This window comes from Streptomyces sp. NPDC033180, assembly GCF_055577645.1.
In genome coordinates, this window is record NZ_JBVIPU010000003.1 from 559,290 (window position 1) to 579,644 (window position 20,355).

At 67.5% G+C, this 20,355-nt stretch carries 16 protein-coding genes, 1 tRNA gene and 4 pseudogenes; 10 read left to right on the top strand and 11 right to left on the bottom strand.

The window, feature by feature from the left end; all coding sequences use genetic code 11:
* Positions 1-81: 81 nt before the first annotated feature.
* Positions 82-155 (top strand) — tRNA-Thr (locus tag ACZ5WE_RS13290).
* Between the two features lie 47 nt (positions 156-202).
* On the opposite strand, the pseudogene ACZ5WE_RS13295 reads toward ACZ5WE_RS13290, so the two are convergent.
* Positions 203-425 (bottom strand): annotated as a pseudogene (locus ACZ5WE_RS13295) (tyrosine-type recombinase/integrase); the annotation flags it as partial.
* Between the two features lie 254 nt (positions 426-679).
* Here ACZ5WE_RS13295 and ACZ5WE_RS13300 point away from each other — a divergent pair.
* Positions 680-1,639 carry an HNH endonuclease gene (locus tag ACZ5WE_RS13300; RefSeq protein ID WP_467686017.1) on the top strand — a complete coding sequence of 320 codons (960 nt, stop codon included), beginning with the start codon at positions 680-682 and terminating at the stop codon, positions 1,637-1,639.
* Between the two features lie 22 nt (positions 1,640-1,661).
* Here the strand turns inward: ACZ5WE_RS13300 and ACZ5WE_RS13305 are convergent, their stop codons facing one another.
* The 3 genes and pseudogenes from ACZ5WE_RS13305 to ACZ5WE_RS13315 all read right to left on the bottom strand — a co-directional run bounded on the left by ACZ5WE_RS13305 (position 1,662) and on the right by ACZ5WE_RS13315 (position 3,731).
* On the bottom strand, positions 1,662-2,114 hold the full coding sequence (locus ACZ5WE_RS13305) for a hypothetical protein (RefSeq protein ID WP_467686019.1): 453 nt from the start codon (positions 2,112-2,114) through the stop codon (positions 1,662-1,664).
* A gap of 169 nt (positions 2,115-2,283) precedes the next feature.
* Positions 2,284-3,300: pseudogene (locus ACZ5WE_RS13310) on the bottom strand (plasmid transfer protein TraB); the annotation flags it as partial.
* On the bottom strand, positions 3,288-3,731 hold the full coding sequence (locus ACZ5WE_RS13315) for an ATP-binding protein (protein WP_467686251.1): 444 nt from the start codon (positions 3,729-3,731) through the stop codon (positions 3,288-3,290). The pseudogene ACZ5WE_RS13310 and the gene ACZ5WE_RS13315, both read right to left, overlap by 13 nt.
* Positions 3,732-4,032: 301 nt before the next feature.
* Between ACZ5WE_RS13315 and ACZ5WE_RS13320 the strand changes: the two genes are divergently transcribed.
* On the top strand, positions 4,033-6,150 hold the full coding sequence (locus ACZ5WE_RS13320; RefSeq protein WP_467686021.1) for a DNA cytosine methyltransferase: 2,118 nt from the start codon (positions 4,033-4,035) through the stop codon (positions 6,148-6,150).
* Positions 6,151-6,292: 142 nt separating this feature from the next.
* On the opposite strand, the pseudogene ACZ5WE_RS13325 reads toward ACZ5WE_RS13320, so the two are convergent.
* Positions 6,293-6,613, bottom strand: a pseudogene (locus ACZ5WE_RS13325) (very short patch repair endonuclease); the annotation flags it as partial.
* 56 nt (positions 6,614-6,669) lie between these two features.
* On the opposite strand from ACZ5WE_RS13325, the gene ACZ5WE_RS13330 reads away from it, so the two are divergent.
* Entirely contained in the window at positions 6,670-6,858 is a 189-nt protein-coding gene (locus tag ACZ5WE_RS13330) for a hypothetical protein (protein ID WP_467686023.1), read from the top strand.
* Positions 6,859-6,915: 57 nt separating this feature from the next.
* On the opposite strand, the gene ACZ5WE_RS13335 is transcribed toward ACZ5WE_RS13330, so the two are convergent.
* The 4 genes from ACZ5WE_RS13335 to ACZ5WE_RS13350 all read right to left on the bottom strand — a co-directional run bounded on the left by ACZ5WE_RS13335 (position 6,916) and on the right by ACZ5WE_RS13350 (position 14,250).
* Positions 6,916-8,925: an AIPR family protein gene (locus ACZ5WE_RS13335; protein ID WP_467686025.1), complete on the bottom strand. Its 2,010-nt coding sequence runs from the start codon at positions 8,923-8,925 to the stop codon at positions 6,916-6,918.
* Positions 8,918-9,928 carry a PD-(D/E)XK motif protein gene (locus ACZ5WE_RS13340; RefSeq protein ID WP_467686027.1) on the bottom strand — a complete coding sequence of 337 codons (1,011 nt, stop codon included), beginning with the start codon at positions 9,926-9,928 and terminating at the stop codon, positions 8,918-8,920. Before ACZ5WE_RS13340 ends, ACZ5WE_RS13335 begins: the two co-directional genes overlap by 8 nt.
* Complete coding sequence (locus tag ACZ5WE_RS13345) at positions 9,925-12,699, bottom strand: Z1 domain-containing protein (protein ID WP_467686029.1); 2,775 nt, start codon at positions 12,697-12,699, stop codon at positions 9,925-9,927. Before ACZ5WE_RS13345 ends, ACZ5WE_RS13340 begins: the two co-directional genes overlap by 4 nt.
* 63 nt (positions 12,700-12,762) lie before the next feature.
* Positions 12,763-14,250 carry an ATP-binding protein gene (locus ACZ5WE_RS13350; protein ID WP_467686031.1) on the bottom strand — a complete coding sequence of 496 codons (1,488 nt, stop codon included), beginning with the start codon at positions 14,248-14,250 and terminating at the stop codon, positions 12,763-12,765.
* A 507-nt stretch (positions 14,251-14,757) separates the two neighbouring features.
* Between ACZ5WE_RS13350 and ACZ5WE_RS13355 the strand changes: the two are divergent.
* From ACZ5WE_RS13355 to ACZ5WE_RS13365, 3 genes and pseudogenes are all read left to right on the top strand, one after another.
* Positions 14,758-15,291 (top strand): annotated as a pseudogene (locus ACZ5WE_RS13355) (cation transporter).
* A gap of 179 nt (positions 15,292-15,470) precedes the next feature.
* The gene (locus ACZ5WE_RS13360) at positions 15,471-15,947 is read left to right on the top strand and encodes a hypothetical protein (RefSeq protein WP_467686033.1); all 477 of its coding nucleotides are present in this window, start codon (positions 15,471-15,473) and stop codon (positions 15,945-15,947) included.
* Entirely contained in the window at positions 15,881-16,414 is a 534-nt protein-coding gene (locus ACZ5WE_RS13365; RefSeq protein ID WP_467686035.1) for a hypothetical protein, read from the top strand. Before ACZ5WE_RS13360 ends, ACZ5WE_RS13365 begins: the two co-directional genes overlap by 67 nt.
* A 253-nt stretch (positions 16,415-16,667) precedes the next feature.
* Here ACZ5WE_RS13365 and ACZ5WE_RS13370 read toward each other — a convergent pair whose 3' ends face one another.
* Entirely contained in the window at positions 16,668-17,204 is a 537-nt protein-coding gene (locus ACZ5WE_RS13370; protein WP_467686037.1) for an LppU/SCO3897 family protein, read from the bottom strand.
* Between the two features lie 99 nt (positions 17,205-17,303).
* On the opposite strand from ACZ5WE_RS13370, the gene ACZ5WE_RS13375 reads away from it, so the two are divergent.
* Positions 17,304-17,897: a TetR/AcrR family transcriptional regulator gene (locus ACZ5WE_RS13375; protein WP_467686039.1), complete on the top strand. Its 594-nt coding sequence runs from the start codon at positions 17,304-17,306 to the stop codon at positions 17,895-17,897.
* Positions 17,898-17,972: 75 nt separating this feature from the next.
* Here ACZ5WE_RS13375 and ACZ5WE_RS13380 read toward each other — a convergent pair whose 3' ends face one another.
* Entirely contained in the window at positions 17,973-18,488 is a 516-nt protein-coding gene (locus tag ACZ5WE_RS13380) for an FxLYD domain-containing protein (protein WP_467686041.1), read from the bottom strand.
* 513 nt (positions 18,489-19,001) lie between these two features.
* Here ACZ5WE_RS13380 and ACZ5WE_RS13385 point away from each other — a divergent pair.
* Both ACZ5WE_RS13385 and ACZ5WE_RS13390 read left to right on the top strand, forming a co-directional pair.
* Complete coding sequence (locus ACZ5WE_RS13385; protein WP_467686043.1) at positions 19,002-19,463, top strand: hypothetical protein; 462 nt, start codon at positions 19,002-19,004, stop codon at positions 19,461-19,463.
* 85 nt (positions 19,464-19,548) lie between these two features.
* Positions 19,549-20,355 carry a response regulator transcription factor gene (locus tag ACZ5WE_RS13390; protein ID WP_467686045.1) on the top strand — a complete coding sequence of 269 codons (807 nt, stop codon included), beginning with the start codon at positions 19,549-19,551 and terminating at the stop codon, positions 20,353-20,355.

Here is a 20,355-nt window from a genome sequence, read left to right on the forward strand (position 1 = left end):
CCGCCGGGGGTGGACGGAGCACCCTCGGAAACTGTGTAGACTTGGCGTCGCTGCTGATCGCACCATAGGTGCGGGCCGCGTGCCGCCTTAGCTCAGATGGCCAGAGCAACGCACTCGTAATGCGTAGGTCTCGGGTTCGAATCCCGAAGGCGGCTCTGTGGAAGCCCCAGGACTCACTCGCCGTGACCTGGGGCTTTTGCTTTTATCGGATGCGGCGACGGCGCTGAGCACGAGCCGCGCGGGTGTCGGTGGTCTCAGTTCTGGTCTCAGTGGGGCCCGCAGACGGCGGAACGAAGCACTCTCCCATGCGCCGCATCGCGTCCTTTCGACAGGTGGGATCGTCCCTTCACGTAGCGCCTCGTCTGGCTGATCTGGGTGTGCCGCAGGCGGATGTCCACGCCGACGACCTCGAACCCGGCCAGGTGGTAGCCCATGGACAGGCCGCCGGCTCCGCAGCACAGGTCCAGCAGCTTCAGTCCGTTGGGGCGGCGCAGCGGCAGCACGGAAGCGATGCCCGGCTGCTGCCGGAGGGCAGCGGGTCCGGGCAGAAACCTGCGCGGACTGTCGGTGGGGTGGGTCATGCTGGAGGTCTCCAGTCCTCTGTGAAGGGGCTGGGTGACGGGGGCGGTCCGGTGTCATTGGCGTGAGTTCGGACCGTCCTCGGCTCAAGAGGCCGGGGATGGGACAGGGGAAGCGGATGGCGGGGGCGTGGCTGGTGCTGGCCGTGCAGGATGCGGAGCGTACGCACGGCGGGAACGACGGGTATGACGATGAGCCGTCCCGGCACTACAGCTGGGACAGCACCGTGCCCAATCACGCCGCCTTGGCCGCGGGCGACGTGATCGCGCTGTGGGACACCAAGTCGCTGTTGGGTATCTCGGTCATCGAGGGCATCGACACCGGGCAGGCGGTCAAGGAGACCTACACGTGTCCGGAGTGCGGCCGGGCGCGGGCCTCGCGCCCCCGGCGCAACAAGACGCCGGCCTACCGGTGCTGGACCTGCAAGGCCGAGTTCGACGCCCCGACGGTGCACCGCAAGCCCGTCACCACCTACCGTTCGCGCCACGCGACTGCCTGGGTCGACATGGCCGGCCTGCTCACAGCGGCCGACCTGCGGGGGTTGTGCCATTCCCCCAAGTCCCAGTTGAGTCTGCGCCCGCTGGACTGGCCCCGGATGCGCGCCCAGATCACCGCCAGCGGTGCGCCAACCACGGTGGACATCGCCGATGCCGCCCAGCGCCAGATTGCTGGCGGCCACCGTACGACCACCGTCCGGGCTCGCCTAGGCCAAGCCACCTTCCGTAAGAGGCTCTTGGACGAGCACGGCGAGGTCTGTGCGTTCACCGGGCCCGCCCCGGCGGCAGCGCTGGAAGCGGCCCACCTGTACAGCTACGCCACCGACGGCCAGCACCACCCCCAGGGCGGCCTGCTGCTGCGCCGGGACCTGCACCGCCTGTTCGACCTGGGACTCATCGCGGTCGACCTCGGACGCGGCACGCTGGATGTGGCACCGGCGCTGGCGGCCTTCGACGACTATGCACGCCTGCACGGCCGTCCGGTGACCGTGACACTGGGCAAGGGCCACCGCACCTGGCTGACGACGCACTGGGAATTACACCGACCCCAGAGCAGCGCCTGAAGCGCCAGAGCCCCCTGCCCCGTTAGCTGCGGAAGTGGTTTCGCTTGACCACGGCCTTGCGGATGTTGATCGTGGCCCCGCCGCGGGAGCAGGGGCCGAGGAGTTGGACGGCGATCCAGCCGCCGAAGATGACTGCGGCCAGGATGATGAGCTGCTGCACGAACGCCGCGAGTGCGGCGATGAAGCCGGTGAGCAGGAGCAGGCCGCCGCAGACCGCGGCGAAGCCGACGCCACCGAGCGCGATGTTCACCGCCGTACGCGAGACACCTGGGCGGGGCTCGGCCGGGGCCGAGGTGGTCGGTGCGGGGGTAAGGGTGTAGCCGGTGACCACGCGGCCGTCGGGCAGGACGATGCTCTGCACCGCGGGCGCGTGGCCCGGTTGCACGAGTGCGGGAGGCGCCGCGTGTGGCACGGCAGGCGTGATCGGTATGGGGTGGTGGACCTCGATGGCGGTGGCCTGCTCGGGGTAGTCCATGGGGCACTCCGGCGGGTAGGGCGGCGGGGCCCGCGTCAGGTGTGATGCGGGCCCGCGGCGGGTGTGACGGAGAGGTGTGATGCGGTGTGACGGGCCGCTGTGATGGGGCGTCACACCCGTGTCTACCTAGGGGTTTGGGTGTGACGTAGCCCGTCACATGTGACAGGCGTCAGGCCGCTGCGAGGGTGGGCACGATCCGCCACCGGCCGCTCTGGTTGGTCGGCTCCAGCCGGCCGTCCAGAGCCGCGTCCTTGAGCCGCTTGGACACCCAGGAGCGGGACAGTCCGTGCTGGTCGCACCAGTCCGTGAAGTCCTTCGGGCCCACGACCATGCGCCCCTCGTCCTCGAACTGCGCGAGCGCCTCATCGAGCAGGCGCCGGGCCCCCTCCGGGGCGGGCTTGTGGCCCTGCTCCTGCCCGAACACCGGCGTCTCGTCGCCCGGCTGGTTGTCGGGGAGTTCGGCCTCCGGGTTGATGTCCTGGTCTTCGGGGTCGGCGCCCGCGCGGTGGTCGTCGTCCATCTCGTCTTCCTCCGAGGGGGCTGCGGGGTCTTCCGGGCGGGTGCGGTCGGTGTAGGCGCTTCCGGCGACGCTGGCCGCCGCGTGGGCGGTCACGTCGTCGATGGCCATGCGGTGGGCGGCGAACTCGCGGTCGACCCATTCGAGGGTCACGGGGTCGTTGCGGAAGGTGCGGGCCGGGTTGGCGTACAGCTCTTCCTCGATTCCTGCGGCCACCAGGTAGCAGTAGCCGGGCTTGCGGTTCTTCCACGCGCCGGGGTTGGCGCCCGCATCGAGCACGTCCTCCGGCAGCGCGAAGGAGGCGTCCCGCTCGTCCACGCCGAAGCACAGTGAGGCGGGCAGGCTCGCACGGGTGTCGGTGCTGATCTGGTAGCCGCTGGCCCGCTACATGGAGATGATCAACGAGATACCGGCCGAGCGGGCTTCCTGGGCGATCGTGGTGAACACGTCGTCGTCCAGGCGGGCGAGGGTGTTGGCGGCCTCCTCGAACCACGAGATCAGGTAGGCCATGCCCGCGCAGCCACACGCCCGCCCATCCTTGCGGCAGGAGTGCGCCGGGTCGTTCTGCACCTCGGCCGCCTCCGGGCACCACGAGCGGTAGCCGTGCGAGCCGAGCCACGCGGTACGCGCCGGGATCGCGGCCTTAACGGCCTCGATCAGAAGGCACGTGGAGTTCCGGAGATCCAGTCGACCGACACCTGGTCGAGGTAGGCGTCGTCGTCCTTCGTGAACCTTCCCCAGTCGACTCGTACGGTGACCTCCTGCTCGTCCCGTCGGCGAGTCGTCAGGGACGTCACCTGAGCGAGGCGGGCCGCGGAGAAGCGACCGATGCCCTTGGCGCCGAGGACCCGTCGGCCAAGTCCTTCGCTCTGCGGGGACCGGTGGCGATGGGGCGTGGCGATCTCCAGCCAGGTGCCACGCACGGTCTCCGGCGACATGCCATGGCCGTCGTCCCACACCTCGATGGAACCGCTACCCGCCACGAGGGGCGCGTTGAACCGGATGACGACGAGGCTTGCGTCGGCGTCGTACGCGTTCTTCACCAGCTCGGTGAGCGCGACGCGCTCGTTACTGATCAGCTCCTCGCCCAGGGTGCTCATGAGGCGAGCCCGAGGCCGGAGATAAGCCTTGGCGTTCTCGGAGTCCACCCGCGCCCCCGCTCCTGGTGACCTTCAGCTTGTTGCACCATGGATCGCAGTGAACTGGCGGAATCCTACAGCTGGTTCAAGTGCGGACCATGTGATTGAAGGGCGCTGGTGGCCGATAATGTTCGACGTTTTCCCGACGGCTCGAACGTGTCTTCTGCGCCCTGGTGTCGTTAGCCAAGCGGAGTGGTGCATCACTCCTGACGAGTGAGCGGAATTCGGCGCTGGACTCCACTATGATCGATCATCTTGAGGCGTGGAACACTGGTTCGAGCCCGCTGCTGGCGGGGGTAGGCAAGCCGAGCTGGGAACTGGTCGGCGGCCCAGCTGTTCCCGATGCCCAAGGCGTCGGAATCCTTGCTTCCACCAGGAGGTCTGTGATCTCCTGGTGCTCATTCATGTCATGCGTACGGAGGGTTGTGCTGTGAAGGGGAGCGGCTACGGCGTACCTCTTGAACGCAGTGACTACCTTGAGCTTGCCCCACACGAGGACAGCTGCGAACCAGAGGGTTTCCAGGAGTGGCTGGAAGGCTTCGGTAAGGGCAAGCGGCTGGCCGTCGATCTCTTCTCCGGCGCCGGGGGGCTCAGTTTCGGCGTCGAGCGGGCGGGGTGGACCACTGCGGCGGCGGTGGACTTCGACGAGCGCGCGCTGGAGACCCACCGGGCGAACTTTCCCGGACTCAGCCTGCACATGGACCTTGGTGATCCCGACGAGCGCGACAGGCTCGTGGAGATTCTCGAGCCTGCCGACATCGATCTCGTGGCAGGAGGCCCGCCGTGCCAGCCCTTCAGCCGAGCCGGGCGAAACAAGATCCGTGACCTGGTCAAGAACCACGGGCGTGATCCGGAGGACCGTCGGAAGGAGCTCTGGAGCGCCTACCTCGACATCGTCAAGCGGATCCGGCCGCGCGTGGTCCTCATGGAGAACGTGCCCGACATGGGGCTGCACGACGACTTCTTCGTGATCCGGACGATCGAGGAGGAGCTGGAGGAGCTCGGGTACGCGACGCAGGTGCGGCTTGTCGACGCGTGGAACTACGGCGTTCCGCAGCACCGGAAGCGGCTCATTCTCCTGGCGAGGAGGGATGTCGCCGACTTCAGCTGGCGCGAACGCGATCAGAAGCACACCACCCTGCGCGACGCGATCGGCGATCTCCCAGCGCTGGATGTCGTGCCCACGGAGCGGGTCGGCGAGCGGGAGATGTCCTACCGCAAGTCGCGTAGCCTGCCGCCCTTCGCCGAGGTGATGCGCGAGGACGCGCCACGCGGACGCGTCTGGGATCACATGACGCGCAGGGTCCGGAAGGACGACCACCGGATCTTCGAGCTTATGGAGTCCGACACAAAGTACTCGGATCTGCACAAGCTGCTGAAGACCGATGAAGAGAAGACGTATCAGCGCTACAGCGCGGACAAGTACACGGACAAGTACAAGAAACTGGACTGGGGAGAGCTGAGCCGCACGATCACGGCTCACATCGCCAAGGACGGCTACTGGTACATCCACCCCGAGCAGCTGCGCACCCTCACCGTGCGGGAGGCCGCACGCGTCCAGACCTTCCCTGACAAGTTCCGGTTCGCAGGCACTCGGAGTGACGCGTTCCGGCAGATCGGCAACGCCGTTCCTCCTCTGTTGGGGGAAGCTGCTGCTGAGGTGCTCAGGCCAGTCGACGGTACCTCCGGTGGGGCTGAGGGACTTCAGCCTCACTGGCGGGAGGTCCGGAGTGCCCTCACGGAGTGGGCGGAGCGACGCCGCGACGGAGCGGACTGGTACCAGCTTCCGCGTGAGCGTGACGGAGAGCGGTTCTCTCTCCATGCAGCGGTCGTCGCCATAATTTCCGGGGCGAAGATCAAACCGGCCGCGATGGCTGAGCTCATGGACACCGTCCGGCGTTCCAAGACGCTGACTGCGACGTTGTTCCTGAAGCTGCTTGAGGCGGCGCCCACGGTGCCGGCCAGGTCCCGTCTCGACCGCCTGACCCCGCTGGTGGACAAGCCCTACGCCTGGCGTTGGGACAAGCGGCTCGACGTTCCCGAGAAGCTGGGTATGAAGCCGGCCGAGAGGTCCCTCTACCTTCTGCTGATCGGCGAGGACCTGATGCTCGTCGGACAGGCAACTCTGAGGGTCGCGGCGCGGATGAACGGCCAGGAGGCGGATCACCCGAACCGGCTCAGCGAGGGGCGCGTCAACCTTGTGAAGCTCGTCGGTGCAGGGAAGGACGCCCCTTTGCGGATGGGGGCGATCCGGCTCATAGGAGCCGACCTGTGCCGGGATGAGGGGCCGGTCTGCTCTGACTGTCCGCTGATCGCGTACTGCCCCCGCCGGAAGGCGCGTCCGGACGATCTGCTGACCCTGGCTGCCGTGCAGGAGTAGCCGACGGGCGACGCGATGTCGTGGTGCCCCCGTCTGCGGACTTCGCCACTTTCTGCGCGGCTTCCATCGCGTCTCGACGGACCTCGCACTCCCAGATCCGGACCACGGTCCAGCCGGCAGCTGTGGCCTGCTCGGTGTTCCGTCGATCCCGGGCCTTGTTGGCATTGATCTTGTCCCGCCAGAGGGAGGCGTTGGGGCCTCGGAACCTCTGGGGGCCGTGATCAGGGCAGTCGTGCCAGAAGCAGCCGTCCACGAACACGGCGACGTGATGGCGGGGCAGTACGAAGTCGGCGGTGCAGCGAGGGGCCACCTGCTGCTGGAGACGGAACCTGAGTCCCAGGCGGTGTACCGCTTTCCTGAGAAGGATCTCCGGCCTGGTGTTCCGCGCACGGCGGCCGCGCAGGTGTTCTCCTTCGGCAGTGGGGACCCACTGCTGTCCCGGTCTGCTGTCACCTTCGGTCATGATCAGAACCCGAGCCTGTCGACGTGGTGGGTAAGGGAGGGTGCCACACTCTCCCCATGCTCCGGGAACCAGTCGAACTCAGCGTCGATGACCATGGCCGAGTCGAGTTGCCGCTCGGGCTGCTGGCGGAGGCCGGCCTCTCACCGGGCGCCAGGCTCGTCGCCTTCAGTGACACGGACGGTCGCACCGTGCTGAGGCGGGCAGAGGACGCGATGAGGGATCTGATCGAGAAGGGGCACCTCTGACGCGCCGGACGGGTTCGCGGCTGATGTGCGAACCCGCTGGGGCTTCCTCCCGATCGCCTACGGGGCCGGGGTGAACCCCAGGCGTAGTGCCTCGGTCCGTGTGTGAAGTGCCTGCACGGCCTGCGCCTCGGGAACCTCCTCGCCGAGCTCGAGGCGTTTGCCCACGAAGTGAGCCAGCTGCCGCTGCCACGGCTCGAGGACGCGTGTCTCCTTGGCCCAGTCCTCGATCGCGTACCACTCGTCGGCGGGGAACTGAGCGGCCTCCTCGCCCGCTCCCGTCTCGTCGCCGGTACCGCCCGCGAGCGCGGTCTCGTCCAGCGGTTGGTCGAGCAGCTCCGACGAGAGAGCGCGCGGAACGGTCCAGGGCACCTCCGACACGGCGTCCCAGCAGGCGACCTTCTTGGCCCACTCACCGACGTGATTTCCCGCCAGAGGTGTGGTCACCGCCCGCATGACCCTGGGACAGAGGTCATGGACCGCTGACTCCAGAACCGGAGACAGCGACTGCTCCCGCCAGATCCGGTCGAGGTCGATCCGACGGTCGGTCGCCAGGGAGAGGCGTGCCACGGTGTACGTGGTGATCATGCTCTTGTGGCTGCCGGCACCGTGGATCGCAGCGATGCGGTCCACGGCCTTGAACAGGATGGCCATGCCGATCACGCGTTGGCAGTACTGGAGGTCTACGCGCGGTGGTGCCTCCTCGACGCGCAGCATGAACTCTACGAAGTTCTTCTGAGCACCCCGGCTGACCAAGTGGGGCAGCCGATGCCACGAGTGGACGTACTTGGCCAGGTCTGCTTTCGTGAACTTTCTCTTTGCCGGGTTCAGCTTCTTGAACTGCCGCTGCCGGGCAGGAGTCCGAGCCTTCGCCAAGGCGTCCGTGTACTGGCCGCGGGCCCGCTCGTAGAACCAGTGGGTCTCCTGGCTACTGCCGTCCGTCGCGGGCGCCCACAGGGAACGGGTGATCCGCTGGATCTCCACGTGGTACTCGTGGTTCGAGCTGAAGTCGACCTGGGTCACCCTGTTCTGGGTGTTGGAGTACTCCGAGATCTTCGGAACGATCTCCGCGAGCCGGTCGGGAGCGACCTCCGTCAGCTTCATCTGGACCCGCACCTCGGACAGGTCGGCCTTGTCACGCGTGAGTGTGTGGTGGAGCGAGGCTGTGGTCTGTCCTCCGTTCACGATCTGGAGACCGTGCACCCCGGAGATGTGGGTGGGCACTCCGTCCGGCCCTCTCACGAAGTCGACCTGCGACGCCGTAGCTGTGATCCCGTTGTTGTAGGCCAGGAACCGGCCGGGCACGTGGAGCAGGGTCTCCCGAATGCCCCGGTTGACCGCGCCCCGGGTCTGGAGGAAGGAACGCACGTTCAGTTCCAGGAGCCGGGTGTCGTACTCCGCGTACAGCTCAGCGAGCATCTGCCCGGGTATGACGGCCAGGACCACCGAGTGGTCCTCCTCCGAGCTGGGAGCCGAGACACAGGGGAGGGGCGGGGAGAAGGGAACCACGATGGGCTCGCCCAGAGCACCCGACGTGGCGTGGCGGTGCAGTCGCGCGAGGTCCCACACCTCGTGGGTCACCGGCAGGCCGTCGAGGTCCGAGGCCGGCACCTCGGTGAAGGTGGCGACCCGGTTGCTCAGCAGGAAGAGCCTGATCCGCTGGACTTCGGTGAGTGCCTTCTCGACCGCCGCGCACATGTCGTACACGTCGAAGGACTCGTCGATGTGCTGCTGCAGTCCATCCCGGCACCGCACGGCGAACGTCAGGAGGCGCCTGAAGCACGTCTCCGTCTGCCCCTTGGTGAGTTTGGTGTCCAGTGGAGTGAGCTGGAAGTCAGTCACGAACAGGTCCAGGGACTCGCCCGACTCACCGATGCCGTAGCCGTGCACCTCGTGACCATGTGCCTTGTGGAAGGCGGTGAAGGTGTTGGACACCACGCCTGCCTGCTCCAGGTCCTCGAAGACGCGTCGTGTGAACGTCTCCGGGGTGGTCGTCCCCTCGGCGTCGGCCGTCGCTTGGACGTCGGCCACCAGGCTTCTGGAGAACTCCGTGAGTTCGAGCTCAGCCATTTGATCCCCCGATCAGTTCCTTCACTTCGTCGACTTCGGCGCGGTACGCCCCCAGTGCCGACACATCCAGGTGGTACGAGCAGTCGCCGACCCCGTCGGGGAGGTCGGACTCGACCAGCCTCGGGAACTCGTCCCGCACGTGCCAGAACCTCAGGTCGCGGAGGGTGTACCGGGGTTCGTCGTACAGGTCCCGGTGCCCGGGCAGGTACCCGGCCTGGATCAGCAGACCGTCGAACCGGGCACGCGCTGTGGGGTCGGTGAGCTGCTGACGCACGTGTTCCACCCGTCGGTTCAGACTCTCGCCCCTGCCACCGCGCCGCTCGTCGAGCTGGACGAGGGTGAGCAGCAGCGCGGACGTGCCGGTTCCGTCGAGCTGCCGCTCGCTGGCGATCCGGATGCTCCGGGGGCGCTTCGCCGTGCTGGCCTTCGTCTCTATGGCCACGTCGGGGAGCTCGAAGTCCTGGTTGGTTCCCGTGGGGCCGGTCCACGCCTCGACGGCCTCGGGCTGGGACAGCTCGGCGAACAGGACGTCTCCCAGCATCAACAGCTCTCCGTAGAGGCCACGACGCGCCTCGACGCTCAGCCCGTCCCTGCTGACGGCACGGAGGAGGTCCTGCCACCTGCCGAACCGTTCCACGGCTGCGGACAGGGCCTCGGTGGCGTCAGGGGCGGCCTTCGCGACGTCGGCGACGTCAGCGACGAGCGGGTTGAACACCTCGCTGAGGTCGTTGGCGGTCAGGATCACCTGGAGTTCGTACTCAAGGCGTGACACGGCACTCAGGTTCATCTCGATCCCGGCAGCCCTGGGCAGACGCCCGACGGAGCGCACGATCGGGTCCGCGGAGCGCGCATCAGCCCGAAGGACCAGCATGCGCTGCCGTGCGGGGTGAGAGACGGCGAGGAAGATGTCGAGCTGCGACTCCGGGTGCAGGCGGAGGCTGGACCGCCCTGGGACCCCCTGCGGGCTCTCCAGCTTGTGCCACTCGTCCTCGGTGACGGTCACGCGTCGTCCTCCTCCTCGTCGATCGTGTAGATGTCCTCCTGGAACCAGACGGAGTTGGCGACATACTCGGTCTTGGCCTGGTAGTCGGAGTGCGGGAAGCTCAGCTGGAAACCGACGAGGGGCGCCTTCGTACCTGCCTTGTCGGCGTCCGGGACCGCGAGGGGATAGATCAGCAGCAGCCCTTGGTCGGTGCGGCGCTGCCGCCGGATGTGAGGACCGGCCGGCGTCTTCGGCACAGACTGCTTGTCTTGGAGTTCCGCTGCCCGTGCTGCAGCCCTGTCCGCTGCCTTCAGCTGGTCGTCGTCGAGGTCGATCAGCTCGTCCGGCGGGCTGAGCACGCGCCGGATCGTGTACCGCCCCTCGTCCCTGAAGCGCTCGTTGAGAGCCTTGCGCTTCACCAGACCGACGGTGTGATCCCCGATGTTCTCCGGCTTCGTCGACGTCGTGCTGCCCACCAGGACGACTGTCCAGTTGCCGAGTTCGTCGACCTTTGTGCACTGCTCGATGTACTTGGCGATGAGCCGAGGACGTACACGCTGCGCCATGCGGTCGGCCTCGTAGGAGTTCAGGAACTCGGTCACCGCGTCAGCGGGCACGCTGTCCCATCGGACGTTGCCGTTTTCGACGGGCTGGGCGGCGTCGCTGCTCTCCTTCGCACGGCGGAGAAGGGTTTCAAGTGCCCCGAAGTTGTGCTCGACGGCTTTGTCGGCGAGCTTGAAGATCACGGTCTCCGGCCCCTCACCGGAGTAGCTGAGCAGGATCTTCGTGCCCTGACGCATCTTGTTCGCCGCAGTCACGGTGAGACCCAACGAGGACGCCCGGACCTTCAGGCCGAACTCTGTCGGGGTGAGCCCGCGCGTGGCCATCTCCTCCACCTCCCGACGTAGCTCGTCCGTGGCGGCGGTGACCTCCACATACGCGTCCTCAAGCGCAGAGGTGGTGTACAGGCGGCACAGGTCCTCGTAACGGGGGCGGTAGCCGAACCATCGGCCCATCTGCAGGAGGGTGTCGTACGTCTTCGAGGTCCGCAGGTAGTAGCTGACCGTCAGCCCTTCGAGCGTGAGGCCACGGGAGAGCTTCTGCCCGCCGATGGCGATCACCGAGAGTCCGCTCCTCCGGTTCTCGTAGTAGTCGAGGGCGTCCTTCGATGTGCCGTTGACAGTCTTGACCTGGATCTTCCTGAGGGCGGGCAGGAGCTGCTCCGAGACCTGCTCCCAGGTCAGACGCTCGGCCTGGTCAGGCGTGAAACAGTCCGTGGTCGGCTCGAAGTCCCTTTCCCAGAGAGCCCGGAACTCCGCCCGCAGCTCGGGTGCCTTTCCGTACCGGTCCCGGATCATGTCGATGGCGAGTCGCAGATGGTCGTCGACCTGGTCGCGGACGAGGGTCTGCACCGAGGTGAAGCGGGTGACGTGCACCAACATCGAGTTGTGGACCTTCGTCTGTCCGCGGGCACGTCGAGCTGCACAGGACAGCACGAACGAGAAGATCGCCTCGCGCAGAGACCCAGGGAGGGTGTTCGCTGGAACGTCGCTGGCCTTGTGCTTGGCCGGCAGCCAGGCATCTGCGTCGCTCACGTGCCGGACGAGAGGCAGGGGCTCCACATCGGCCTCGTCCTCGTCGTCCACCCGGAGCCCGAAAACCCTCTCAGGACCGAGGTAGTTCGTGGGTGAGGGAAGGCTGCGGATGAAGCTGGCGGGGAACAGGTCCTCGCCAGCTTCGGTGTGCTTGGCGTCGGGGTCGATGTAGATGTTGGCAAAGGGAGTTGCCGTGTAACCAACGTAAGCGGACTTGTCGAAGCTCTTCATGAGCTTGCGGATTGCCGCGTTCGTCTTGGTCGGGTCCGCCTCGGGGTCGCGAACCGTGTTGATCGAGGCGTTGTCGGCCTCGTCGTCGATGACGAACAGGGGAAGATCCTTGACGATCTTCTCGCCGTTCTCGTCCTCGGTCCCGTGGACGTCCAGTACCCACTTCCGGACGTACTCAAGGATCTTGTAGTGCTTCTTGACCACAAGGACGACGGGGAAACTGCCCAGGGGGAAGTTGATCGCCTTGGCCGTGGCGAGCCCGAAGTCACCCTTTTCGCCGCTGTTGGTCGGTGAGGCGATCTTCAGCTTCTTTGCCAGTGGCATCTTGCCCACGCCTATGGCCCGGGAACGTCCGTCCTCGTCCGAGCGGCTCTGGTTCTGGGTGTCGAAACCCAGGAGTCCTTCGTCGATCCGGAGCTGGGTCTGGCTGCGAAGGTCGTTGTGGATACCTGCGAGAACCACGACGAACCGGTAGCCGGCGTCGACCGCCTTGGCGGCTAGGCCGATGTACTGGCCCGTCTTCCCGGACTGCACCTGACCGATCACAAGGCCCTTACGACGCCAGGGCCCGGACCGTCGAGGATCCTCCAGCTGGCTCAGCACGTCGTCCGAGGTCTGGTCCAGGCGACGCACCACCCACGGCGGCAGGCTCACCACGTCCTCGAGATACCTGCGGTACCGCTCCCAGAACTCCCAGTCGCGGTCGATCTTCGCCTCTGGAAGCCACGGCTCGTGTCCCTTGGCGTCCGTGAGCGCGAGAGATCGCTCCTGGAAGACCGCGGTCATCGCCTCGATCTCCTTGACCAGCAGCTCACGGTCGAGGTCCTCGCCCTGCCCGGCCAGCAGGCCGAAGATGGCGTTGACCGCGGTCTGGACCTCTTCCGCCTTCGGCTGCCGATCCTGTGGCAGGAAGCCGAGAACAAGACGCTTGGCCTTGGCCATCGAGTCGTCAGAAACGTCACTCACAGGAGACCTCCAGCTGGACACGGTCGGTATGTGTGGAGCCTAGAGGCGACCACTGACGGGGGGTCATCTGCTCCAGAAACCCTGGAGCTGGTCGAAGGGAGACATGGTTCGGAGGCGATCTCGCGCGGATGCCGGCGAACGTCCGCCCGAGACGAGCGACTCGAAGATTCGCTGTGCGACCTCGACCGCTGCGTCGTCGGCGACGCCCGGACCGCCGAACGGCTCGGGATCGTCGCTGCTGTCCGTCTCATGCATCACTCGGAGGGCGGTGACCGGGATGGTCTCCTCAAGGAGAAGCAGCAGCGCGCGCACGTCCGCGGCGCTGTTTCCTCCGGGACGCAGTGCTGCCTGCACCAGCGGATGACTTCGGTTGATCTTGCAGACGACCCTGTCGTCGGGCCGACGTACGAGCCATGCGTACGCCAGTGGGTCGCCGTGGGTACGTGCGGCGATCTGGCCCCGGCGTTTCAGGACCTCCGCGGCGGTGGCCCGCGCATTGCGTGCGTGGCGGTTGAGGTGCGAGCGGAGGCTGACCGGAGGGACGACGCTCGACTTCCTCACGTCGACACCCCACTCGGCGTCCGTCTCGGTGGGGATGTCGATGGCGATGCGCGCCAGGTTGTACTTCTCCTCGCGCCGCATGCCACGTTGTCCGAGCCAGTCACCTGCGAGGATGAGCCGGTTGCGGCGGTAGACGTAGAAGCCCTGCTGGTCGAGCCAGCCCTCCGGACCGGCGGCTTGGTCGTACTCCTCGGGAGTCAGCCTCTGGGCGCTGGGGAGGACGAACGCCTCGACCTTCACGAAGCTGCCGTTCAGGGGGAGTTCCTCGGAGGGCAGGCGCTGTACCGAGGGGTGGTTGCTCATGAACGGGTCCCAAGGCTCCACCAGGGTTCCCCGGACCTGCAGGTTGCGGCGGCGGGTTCCGGTGAGGAAGCGGGCGAAGACCATGCCGAGGTGCGATTCCGTGCGGGTTGCCTCGGCGTAGAACTGCTTCTGCGTGCCTTCGTCGTCCAGGCTGGCGCTGTCCGTGCGATAGCCGTTGAGTCGTCTCCAGAGCACGATGGTGCCGTGATCGGAAGCACCTCGGAGTCTGGCGAGCACGTCCATCGTGTCGTCATTGGCCCCGTGAAGCAGCCGCCACTGGCCGGAGCCCTCGACGACGTCGAGATCCCACGTCCGGGTGTCCCACTCGCCGTCCTTGGCCGTCGTGACCGTGAGCTGTCTGGCCTGGGAGAACGAGGCGGACTTGAGTCCGACGCCGAAACGGCCCAGGTCGGTGGAGGAGCGTGCGGTCGCAGGCCCTCGGGCTGCCACCGTCATGGCCGTGACGAGCTCCTCGGCCGTCATGCCCCAGCCGTCGTCCACGACGGCGATCCACGACTCGGCTCCGGCCCAGGTGAACTCGACATCGATGTTTTTGGCCTCGACGGAGATGCTGTTGTCCACGAGGTCCGCGACGGCCGCGGGGAGCGAGTAGCCAAGGGAGCTGAGCGAGGCCACCATGCCTGCCGGCTCGGGAGCTGCGATGTCGTACGCGATGGGTGTTTCCACTGCTTCCCCGTTACGGCCGCTTCTCGAAGTGGAGGCTGTCCCGGAGACGCACTGGAACGAAGCGGGCGAGCACCTCTCAACAGGGGCAGCTCTCCGCAGATGTGAGTTCCCGCCCCAAAAACTGATGGTACGTGAGCCGTTACCTGTTCGGACCGGTGTTCTGGGACTTTTCACGTGCAGTGGGCAATGAACTTCAGACCCGTTCGCGGAGTCGAGGGTCACTACGCTGATCCCCGGGCTCACCGAAGTGGCCCTTGGCTCTGGTCGTCTTCCTGGGGTGTTGCTTCCCGGCTGCACGTGACCATGCCAGCCGTGGCCTCGGCCTCCTTGCCGGTCGAGGTCTACCTCGGTCTGGTCTGAGCTTCGCACCACCGAGCGGTGTGCCGATGCGCGTGAGCGGACTGGGCGGCACGAGGACAGATCAGCAGTCACGCCGGTCGTGGTCACAGGTTCATGACCAGCTGAAACGTCATCCAGCATCACTTCCCGGCACCACCCGTCACGATCTTGCAGGCACTCCCCCTCGGGCCGTCCCCGGCCCGGTGCGACGTGCTGACCCGCCGAATACGCTTGTTCGTCGCCACGACCATCACCTACAACGTGAACGAAGCGGTCGTCGCCTTCCCCGTCGGCACCCTCGCCTCTTCCACCGCCCTGATCGGGTTCGGACTCGACTCGATCATCGAGGTCTCCTCCGCCGCAGCCGTCGCCTGGCAGTTCTCCGCCGCCGAGCACACCGTCCGCGAGGCCCGGGAGAGGACGGCGCTGCGGGTCATCGCCGTCTCCTCTGTACCTACCTGTCGGCTGTCATCCTGAGCGCCCTGGTACTCAACGCCACCCCCGGCTGGACCTGGGCCGACCCCGTCGCCGCCCTCGTCATCGCCGCCATTGCCGTCAATGAGGGCCGCGACGCCTGGCAGGGCAAGGGCTGCTGCGCGCCCAACGCCTGCGACCGCCTCCACGGCCGGCGGCGCGGACGCGTGCCCCACCTGCGGCCCGGGATGCGCCTGCTGCGCACCGGCTCCCGCAGCGAAGCCGTGAGCGGATGGGCCCGGCGGGCCGTCGTCGCCGCCCGTCTCTGACGGACCCGTAGAGGCAGCCGGTGCCTGCATCGTAGGGAGCGCAGCAGGCAGAAAAGGGCAATTCGCGACGATACGTGAGACTGCGGTCGACGTGCACAAAGACTGGTCTCGGTCGATTCCAGAGCGAAGGGAAGCACCATGACCATCGATTCCGCCCGTGCCGTCACCGATAACGACTTAGAGTCCGACGCGCCGTCCCGAGCGGGGAAACCTGCTGGATTCGCCCTCCGGGCCCACGACGCCTGGGCGCTGGCCGTGCCCGTCCTCCTGGACGTACTGGGAGGGGAGGCGTACGAGCGTGACCTGATCGACGACGCGCAGGGCGCGCTGATCGTGCACAACGGCCGGCTCAGGGCCCTCACCGTCCCGGGGCTTACCGAGCGCAGGAGGGAAGAACTCCTCCGGCTCCTCATCGCCCAGCACATCGCCGGTGGTTGGGGTGTCATCACCATCGACTCGGCGATGTGCGCCCAGGTCGCCTCCTCGCTGGAGGCCGACGACCAAGAACCCGATCCGCCGGACCGGCGTCCGAGAACCTGGTCGCCGACGTGCCCAGTCTGTACGAGGGCTCCAACTGGGCGCCCATGGAAGGCTGGCGAAGTGACGAGGAGGTGATCGAGAAGGTCCGCTCGCTGATCGCCGACGCGATGAACGGCCTCGCCGAGGACATCCCCGAGCACGTGTACCCGCTGCCCGAGGGAGTCGGCGCAGCCCTCACGTTCGGCTGGAACGAGGAGGGTGAGCGCTGCCCGTTGGTCTTCGTCCGGACGGACGTCCCCATCGGGCTACAGGCGGACCTGTGGGGGTTCTGCGCGGCATTCGCCGCCACCGGCGCACAGGACGTCGAGGTGGAGCCCGACGAGAACGGGATCTACTACGTCGGCATGAAGCCCGAACCCGTGACATCCCGTGGCATCGCGCTGCTCGGGGCGCTCATGGTGCAGCGATTCGGGCGCCGCCCCGAGAACTGCGCGTTCCCCCTGCTCACGCCTCACGCCTCCCGTCCGGGCGAAGGTGGCCGAGCCGTCGGCCGCGTGATCGGGGTGCCGATGTATCGCCGCTCGTGCGTGAGCGCTGCGTGAGCGGACTGGGCGGCACCAGGGTGGACCAGCCGTCACGCCGATCAAGGCCCCAAGCCTCTGATCAGCGGAAACGGGATTCGGCGGCATCGCCCGACACCACTCGGGATGATCTTGCAGGCCCTCGTAATGCGTAGGTCTCGGGTTCGAATCCCGAAGGCGGCTCTGTGGAAGCCCCAGGACTCACTCGCCGTGACCTGGGGCTTTTGCTTTGCCTGGAGGGGTGTGGCTGTGGCGGGCCGGTTGTTCGGGGTGGTCAGCGGGCGTACGAGCCGAGGCCGATCAAGCAGTAGACGTACTCGTTGATGGTCGAGCCGTTGAGGGTGTAGCGGTACGAGAAGGCGTACTGCGTCCTGGGGTTGTTGTCGCAGCGGCTCATCTTCGACGTCATGGGGATCGTCTCGATCACCTCGTAGTGGGCGTCGGATGCTGAGCAGGCCACCTCCTCCACGTCGTTGACCTCCTGCGCGGTCGCGGAGTCCGGCAGGGTGCCGTTGAGGCAGGTCCCCGACTTGAAGGGGGTGGGGGCCTCGCTTGTGGGGGTGGGGGCGCTTGTGGGCGTGGCCACGGGTGTGGGCGTGGTGACGGGGGGTGTTTCGGTGTTGTACGAGCCCTGGCTTGTCGCGGGGGGTGGAGCGGCGCTGTCGCTGTCGCTGCTGTCGTCCTCTTCCTGGTTCAGGAGCAGGACGACGATGAGCACGGCGCCGATGGCGCCCAGCGTTGCCAGGCAGCTTCGGGCGTTGGAGCCGGGCGGGGGGCCAGGTCGCGGTGCTGGCGATATGGGTTCGGACACGAGGGCAGTATGTTTCAGCGGGCCGTTCGAGTGGAGTGGTTTTCTAGAAATTCGCTCTAGGAATGGGAGGCTCCAGGGGTGCTCTAGGCTGGGTGGACCATGAGCCCCAAGCAGCAACGCGGTGAAGAGACCGCCGACCGACTCCTGGACGCCGCGCTCCAGGTGTACGCCGACTCCGGAGAGCAGGGCGTGACCGTCGGTGCGCTCACCAAGGCCAGTGGTGTCAGCCTCGGTAGCCTCTACCACCACTTCGGCAGCGTCGACGGCCTCATGAACGCGCTGCTGCTGCGCTGGCTCGGCCGGCTCCTCGCCGAACTCGCTGCTTCCGTGGAGCGCTCCCGTACGGCCAGGACCGGTATCCGCTCCCTTGTGCGGGCCTACCTGAAGTTCATCCAGGAGAACCCGGACGGGGCCCGGCTCCTGCACTCCTCGTACGCCGACCGTCTCGGGATGGCTCAGGCCCGGCAGCTTCGGGACGCGCAGGAGGCCAGGCTGTCCCCGCTGACCGCCTGGATGCAGCAGCACGTCGACTCGGGTGAGGTCGCCCCGCTGCCGATGTCCTTGATCGAGGGGTTGGTCCTGGGGCCCGTCGTCGCGACCGCGCGCCGCTGGCTCGCGGGTTTCGACGACGTGGATCTCGATCAGGCCGCGCGGCTCCTGCCGGAGCGGATTTTGCGGTCGATTGTTCCCTGAGGTCGATTTGTTCTCTGAGGGGGAGTGGTGGCTGTTGGGGGCTGCTATGGGGGGGCGGTTGTTGGGGCTCGGCTCTCAGTGGCGTAGTGCCCTGCTGATCTCTGCCTTCGGTGTGCCGGAGAGGGAACGGTTGCTGCGGGCCGTGGCGGACTTCGACTGGTTGGCGTCGATGCCGGTGATGTTGAGGACGGCTGTGTCCAGGAGGTTGCCGTCGCCGTCGCGGAAGTTGACGGAAACGGTGTAGTCCGCCTTCTTGTCCGTGGGGTTGGTGGCCGTGATCTTGGCCGTTGCCCGGTCGTCCTCGGACTTGGTGGGGCCGTCGACCTTCACGTCGCCTTTCGCGTCCACTCCATCCTTCACCTCGGCCATCTTGGAGGCGGCGGCCTCCGTGGCGGACGAGACGGCTTCGCCTGCCTTGGCCGTGGCGGAGGCGGCCCTGTCCTTGACCTTGTCCACGTCGCTGTCCGAGCAAGCCGTGGTGGCCAGGGCGAGGAGGGCGGTGGTGGCTGCGGCGGTGGCGATGCGGGGGGCGCGGCGGGCGGGGTGGCGGGCGGCGCGACGGGTTGTGCGGGTTGCTTGGGTGCGGCTCATGCGGACCACCTTCGGGGTGGCGGGCTTTGGGCGCGAGGTGGGGCGGCCGTTTGGGTGCGGGGTCCCTGCGGGGTCCCTGCGGGGCTGGGGCGGGGTGGGGTGGGATGGGGTGAGAGCGGGGTTGGGGGCGGAGGTTGGGGTTCGGTGCTGGGTTGGATTGGGGGCGGCGGGCGGGGCGGCGGGCGTGCTGGTGCGTCCTCTCGTGGCTCGATGCCTGCTGCGGGGGCTGTGTGTTGCTGCGGGGCGGGTTCGTGTGTGGGTGCGGGGACGTGCCGGTATGTCCGTCCTCGCTATCGTCCGGTGGCCGGGGGCCACTTCGGTGGGGGAGTGCCGCGAGCCGTGCTCCGGGCGGACATACCGGCACGTCCCCCCCGCGTCTCGCTGCCGGCTGCGGACTGCGGACTGCCGACTGCCGACGGCCGGGGCGTGGGGGGGGAGGCTTGTTCGGTCGGGTTGGGGGACAGGGTCGGGGGCCCGTTCCGGTGGGCGCCCGAGGGGTGCGAGGATGCCGCGATGAGTGATGACGGTGTTGCCGCTTACGTTCGGTACGAGTCGCCCTCGCGCCATCCGCGCGGGCATTTTCCCGGAGTGTTCGTTCTCGTCAACGGGCTTGCCAGGGAAGGGAAGTTGACGCCGGAACAGGAGCGGTTCCGGCGGGTCAACAACGACTGGTACGACTCCGCGTACCCGACCCCCTCCAAGGTGGACCCCACCGTCTACGACCACGACATCACGCCCGGCGCCGTGGCCTGGTTCAAGGTCACCGCCACTCATCTCATCGAGCGCCTCCCCGGCTATCTGGAGATTCTGGACGCGCACGGCATCGAGTGCCGGGTGGTGCGGTCCTCGGATCCGGGGCGGGTTGTGTACGAGGACGAGTTCCAGGTCGTGGTCGTGCCGTACGAGGCGTACGAGGCGTACGAGGTGAACCAGGCGTACGAGGTGAACCAGGCGTATGAGGTGAACGAGGCGTAGGCAGCCTGCCGGGAGTTATGAGGATCCTGTCAGGCCGCTGTCCGTATCCGGTCAGGCCTGCGCCGCCCCGCTTATGCTCGACGCCATGTGCGCTTTTGTCCTGGTCGCGGAGGATGACGAGAAACAGGCCGAGCTGGTCCGCCGCTATCTGGAGCGCGAGGGCCACACGGTCGCCGTCGTCCACGACGGGCGTGCCGCGATCGACGAGGTGCGGCGCCGGCCGCCGGACCTGCTCGTGCTCGACGTGATGATGCCGCGGGTCGACGGCCTCGGCGTCACACGTGTCCTGCGGGGTGGGAGCAGGGGCGGGAGCGGTCCGGTCGCCGGGATTCCGATTCTGATGCTGACCGCTCGAACCACCGAGGACGATCTGCTGCTCGGGCTCGACCTCGGGGCCGACGACTATCTGACGAAGCCCTACAGCCCGCGCGAGCTGATGGCCCGCGTCCGTACGCTGCTGCGGCGCTCCCAGGGCACACACCATCCCGTCGTCGACAGTGCCGAGGCCGTGCCGCGTGTATTGCGGGTGGGTGGGCTCTCCGTGGACCCGGTGCGGCATGAGGTGACCGTCGACGGGCGGCTCGTCGAGTGCACTCCGGGGGAGTTCGAGCTGCTCGCGGCGCTGGCGGCGGAGCCTGAGCGGGTGTTCACGCGGCCCCAGCTGCTTGATCGTATTCATGGGTCGTCCGGGTATATATCGGTGCGCACCGTCGACGTACACGTACTGAATCTGCGCAAGAAGATCGAGGTCGATCCGCGCAGGCCCCGGCATCTCGTGACGGTCTTCGGCGTCGGGTACAAGCTCACGGGTGCGGCGTTCGGCGCGGCCTTCGGTGCGGCCGGTGCGGCCGGTGCGGCAGCCCTCGGGGCGGCGGCGCGACGTGGTGCGTGA

Bases quoted from the DNA above. Each gene is read 5' to 3' on its own strand.
- ACZ5WE_RS13330 (WP_467686023.1), top strand. From the start codon at position 6,670: ATGCTCCGGGAACCAGTCGAACTCAGCGTCGATGACCATGGCCGAGTC.
- ACZ5WE_RS13305 (WP_467686019.1), bottom strand. From the start codon at position 2,114: ATGGACTACCCCGAGCAGGCCACCGCCATCGAGGTCCACCACCCCATA.
- ACZ5WE_RS13335 (WP_467686025.1), bottom strand. From the start codon at position 8,925: ATGGCTGAGCTCGAACTCACGGAGTTCTCCAGAAGCCTGGTGGCCGAC.
- ACZ5WE_RS13315 (WP_467686251.1), bottom strand. From the start codon at position 3,731: ATGAGCACCCTGGGCGAGGAGCTGATCAGTAACGAGCGCGTCGCGCTC.
- ACZ5WE_RS13385 (WP_467686043.1), top strand. From the start codon at position 19,002: ATGAGTGATGACGGTGTTGCCGCTTACGTTCGGTACGAGTCGCCCTCG.
- ACZ5WE_RS13390 (WP_467686045.1), top strand. From the start codon at position 19,549: ATGTGCGCTTTTGTCCTGGTCGCGGAGGATGACGAGAAACAGGCCGAG.
- ACZ5WE_RS13360 (WP_467686033.1), top strand. From the start codon at position 15,471: ATGACCATCGATTCCGCCCGTGCCGTCACCGATAACGACTTAGAGTCC.
- ACZ5WE_RS13300 (WP_467686017.1), top strand. From the start codon at position 680: ATGGGACAGGGGAAGCGGATGGCGGGGGCGTGGCTGGTGCTGGCCGTG.
- ACZ5WE_RS13375 (WP_467686039.1), top strand. From the start codon at position 17,304: ATGAGCCCCAAGCAGCAACGCGGTGAAGAGACCGCCGACCGACTCCTG.
- ACZ5WE_RS13380 (WP_467686041.1), bottom strand. From the start codon at position 18,488: ATGAGCCGCACCCAAGCAACCCGCACAACCCGTCGCGCCGCCCGCCAC.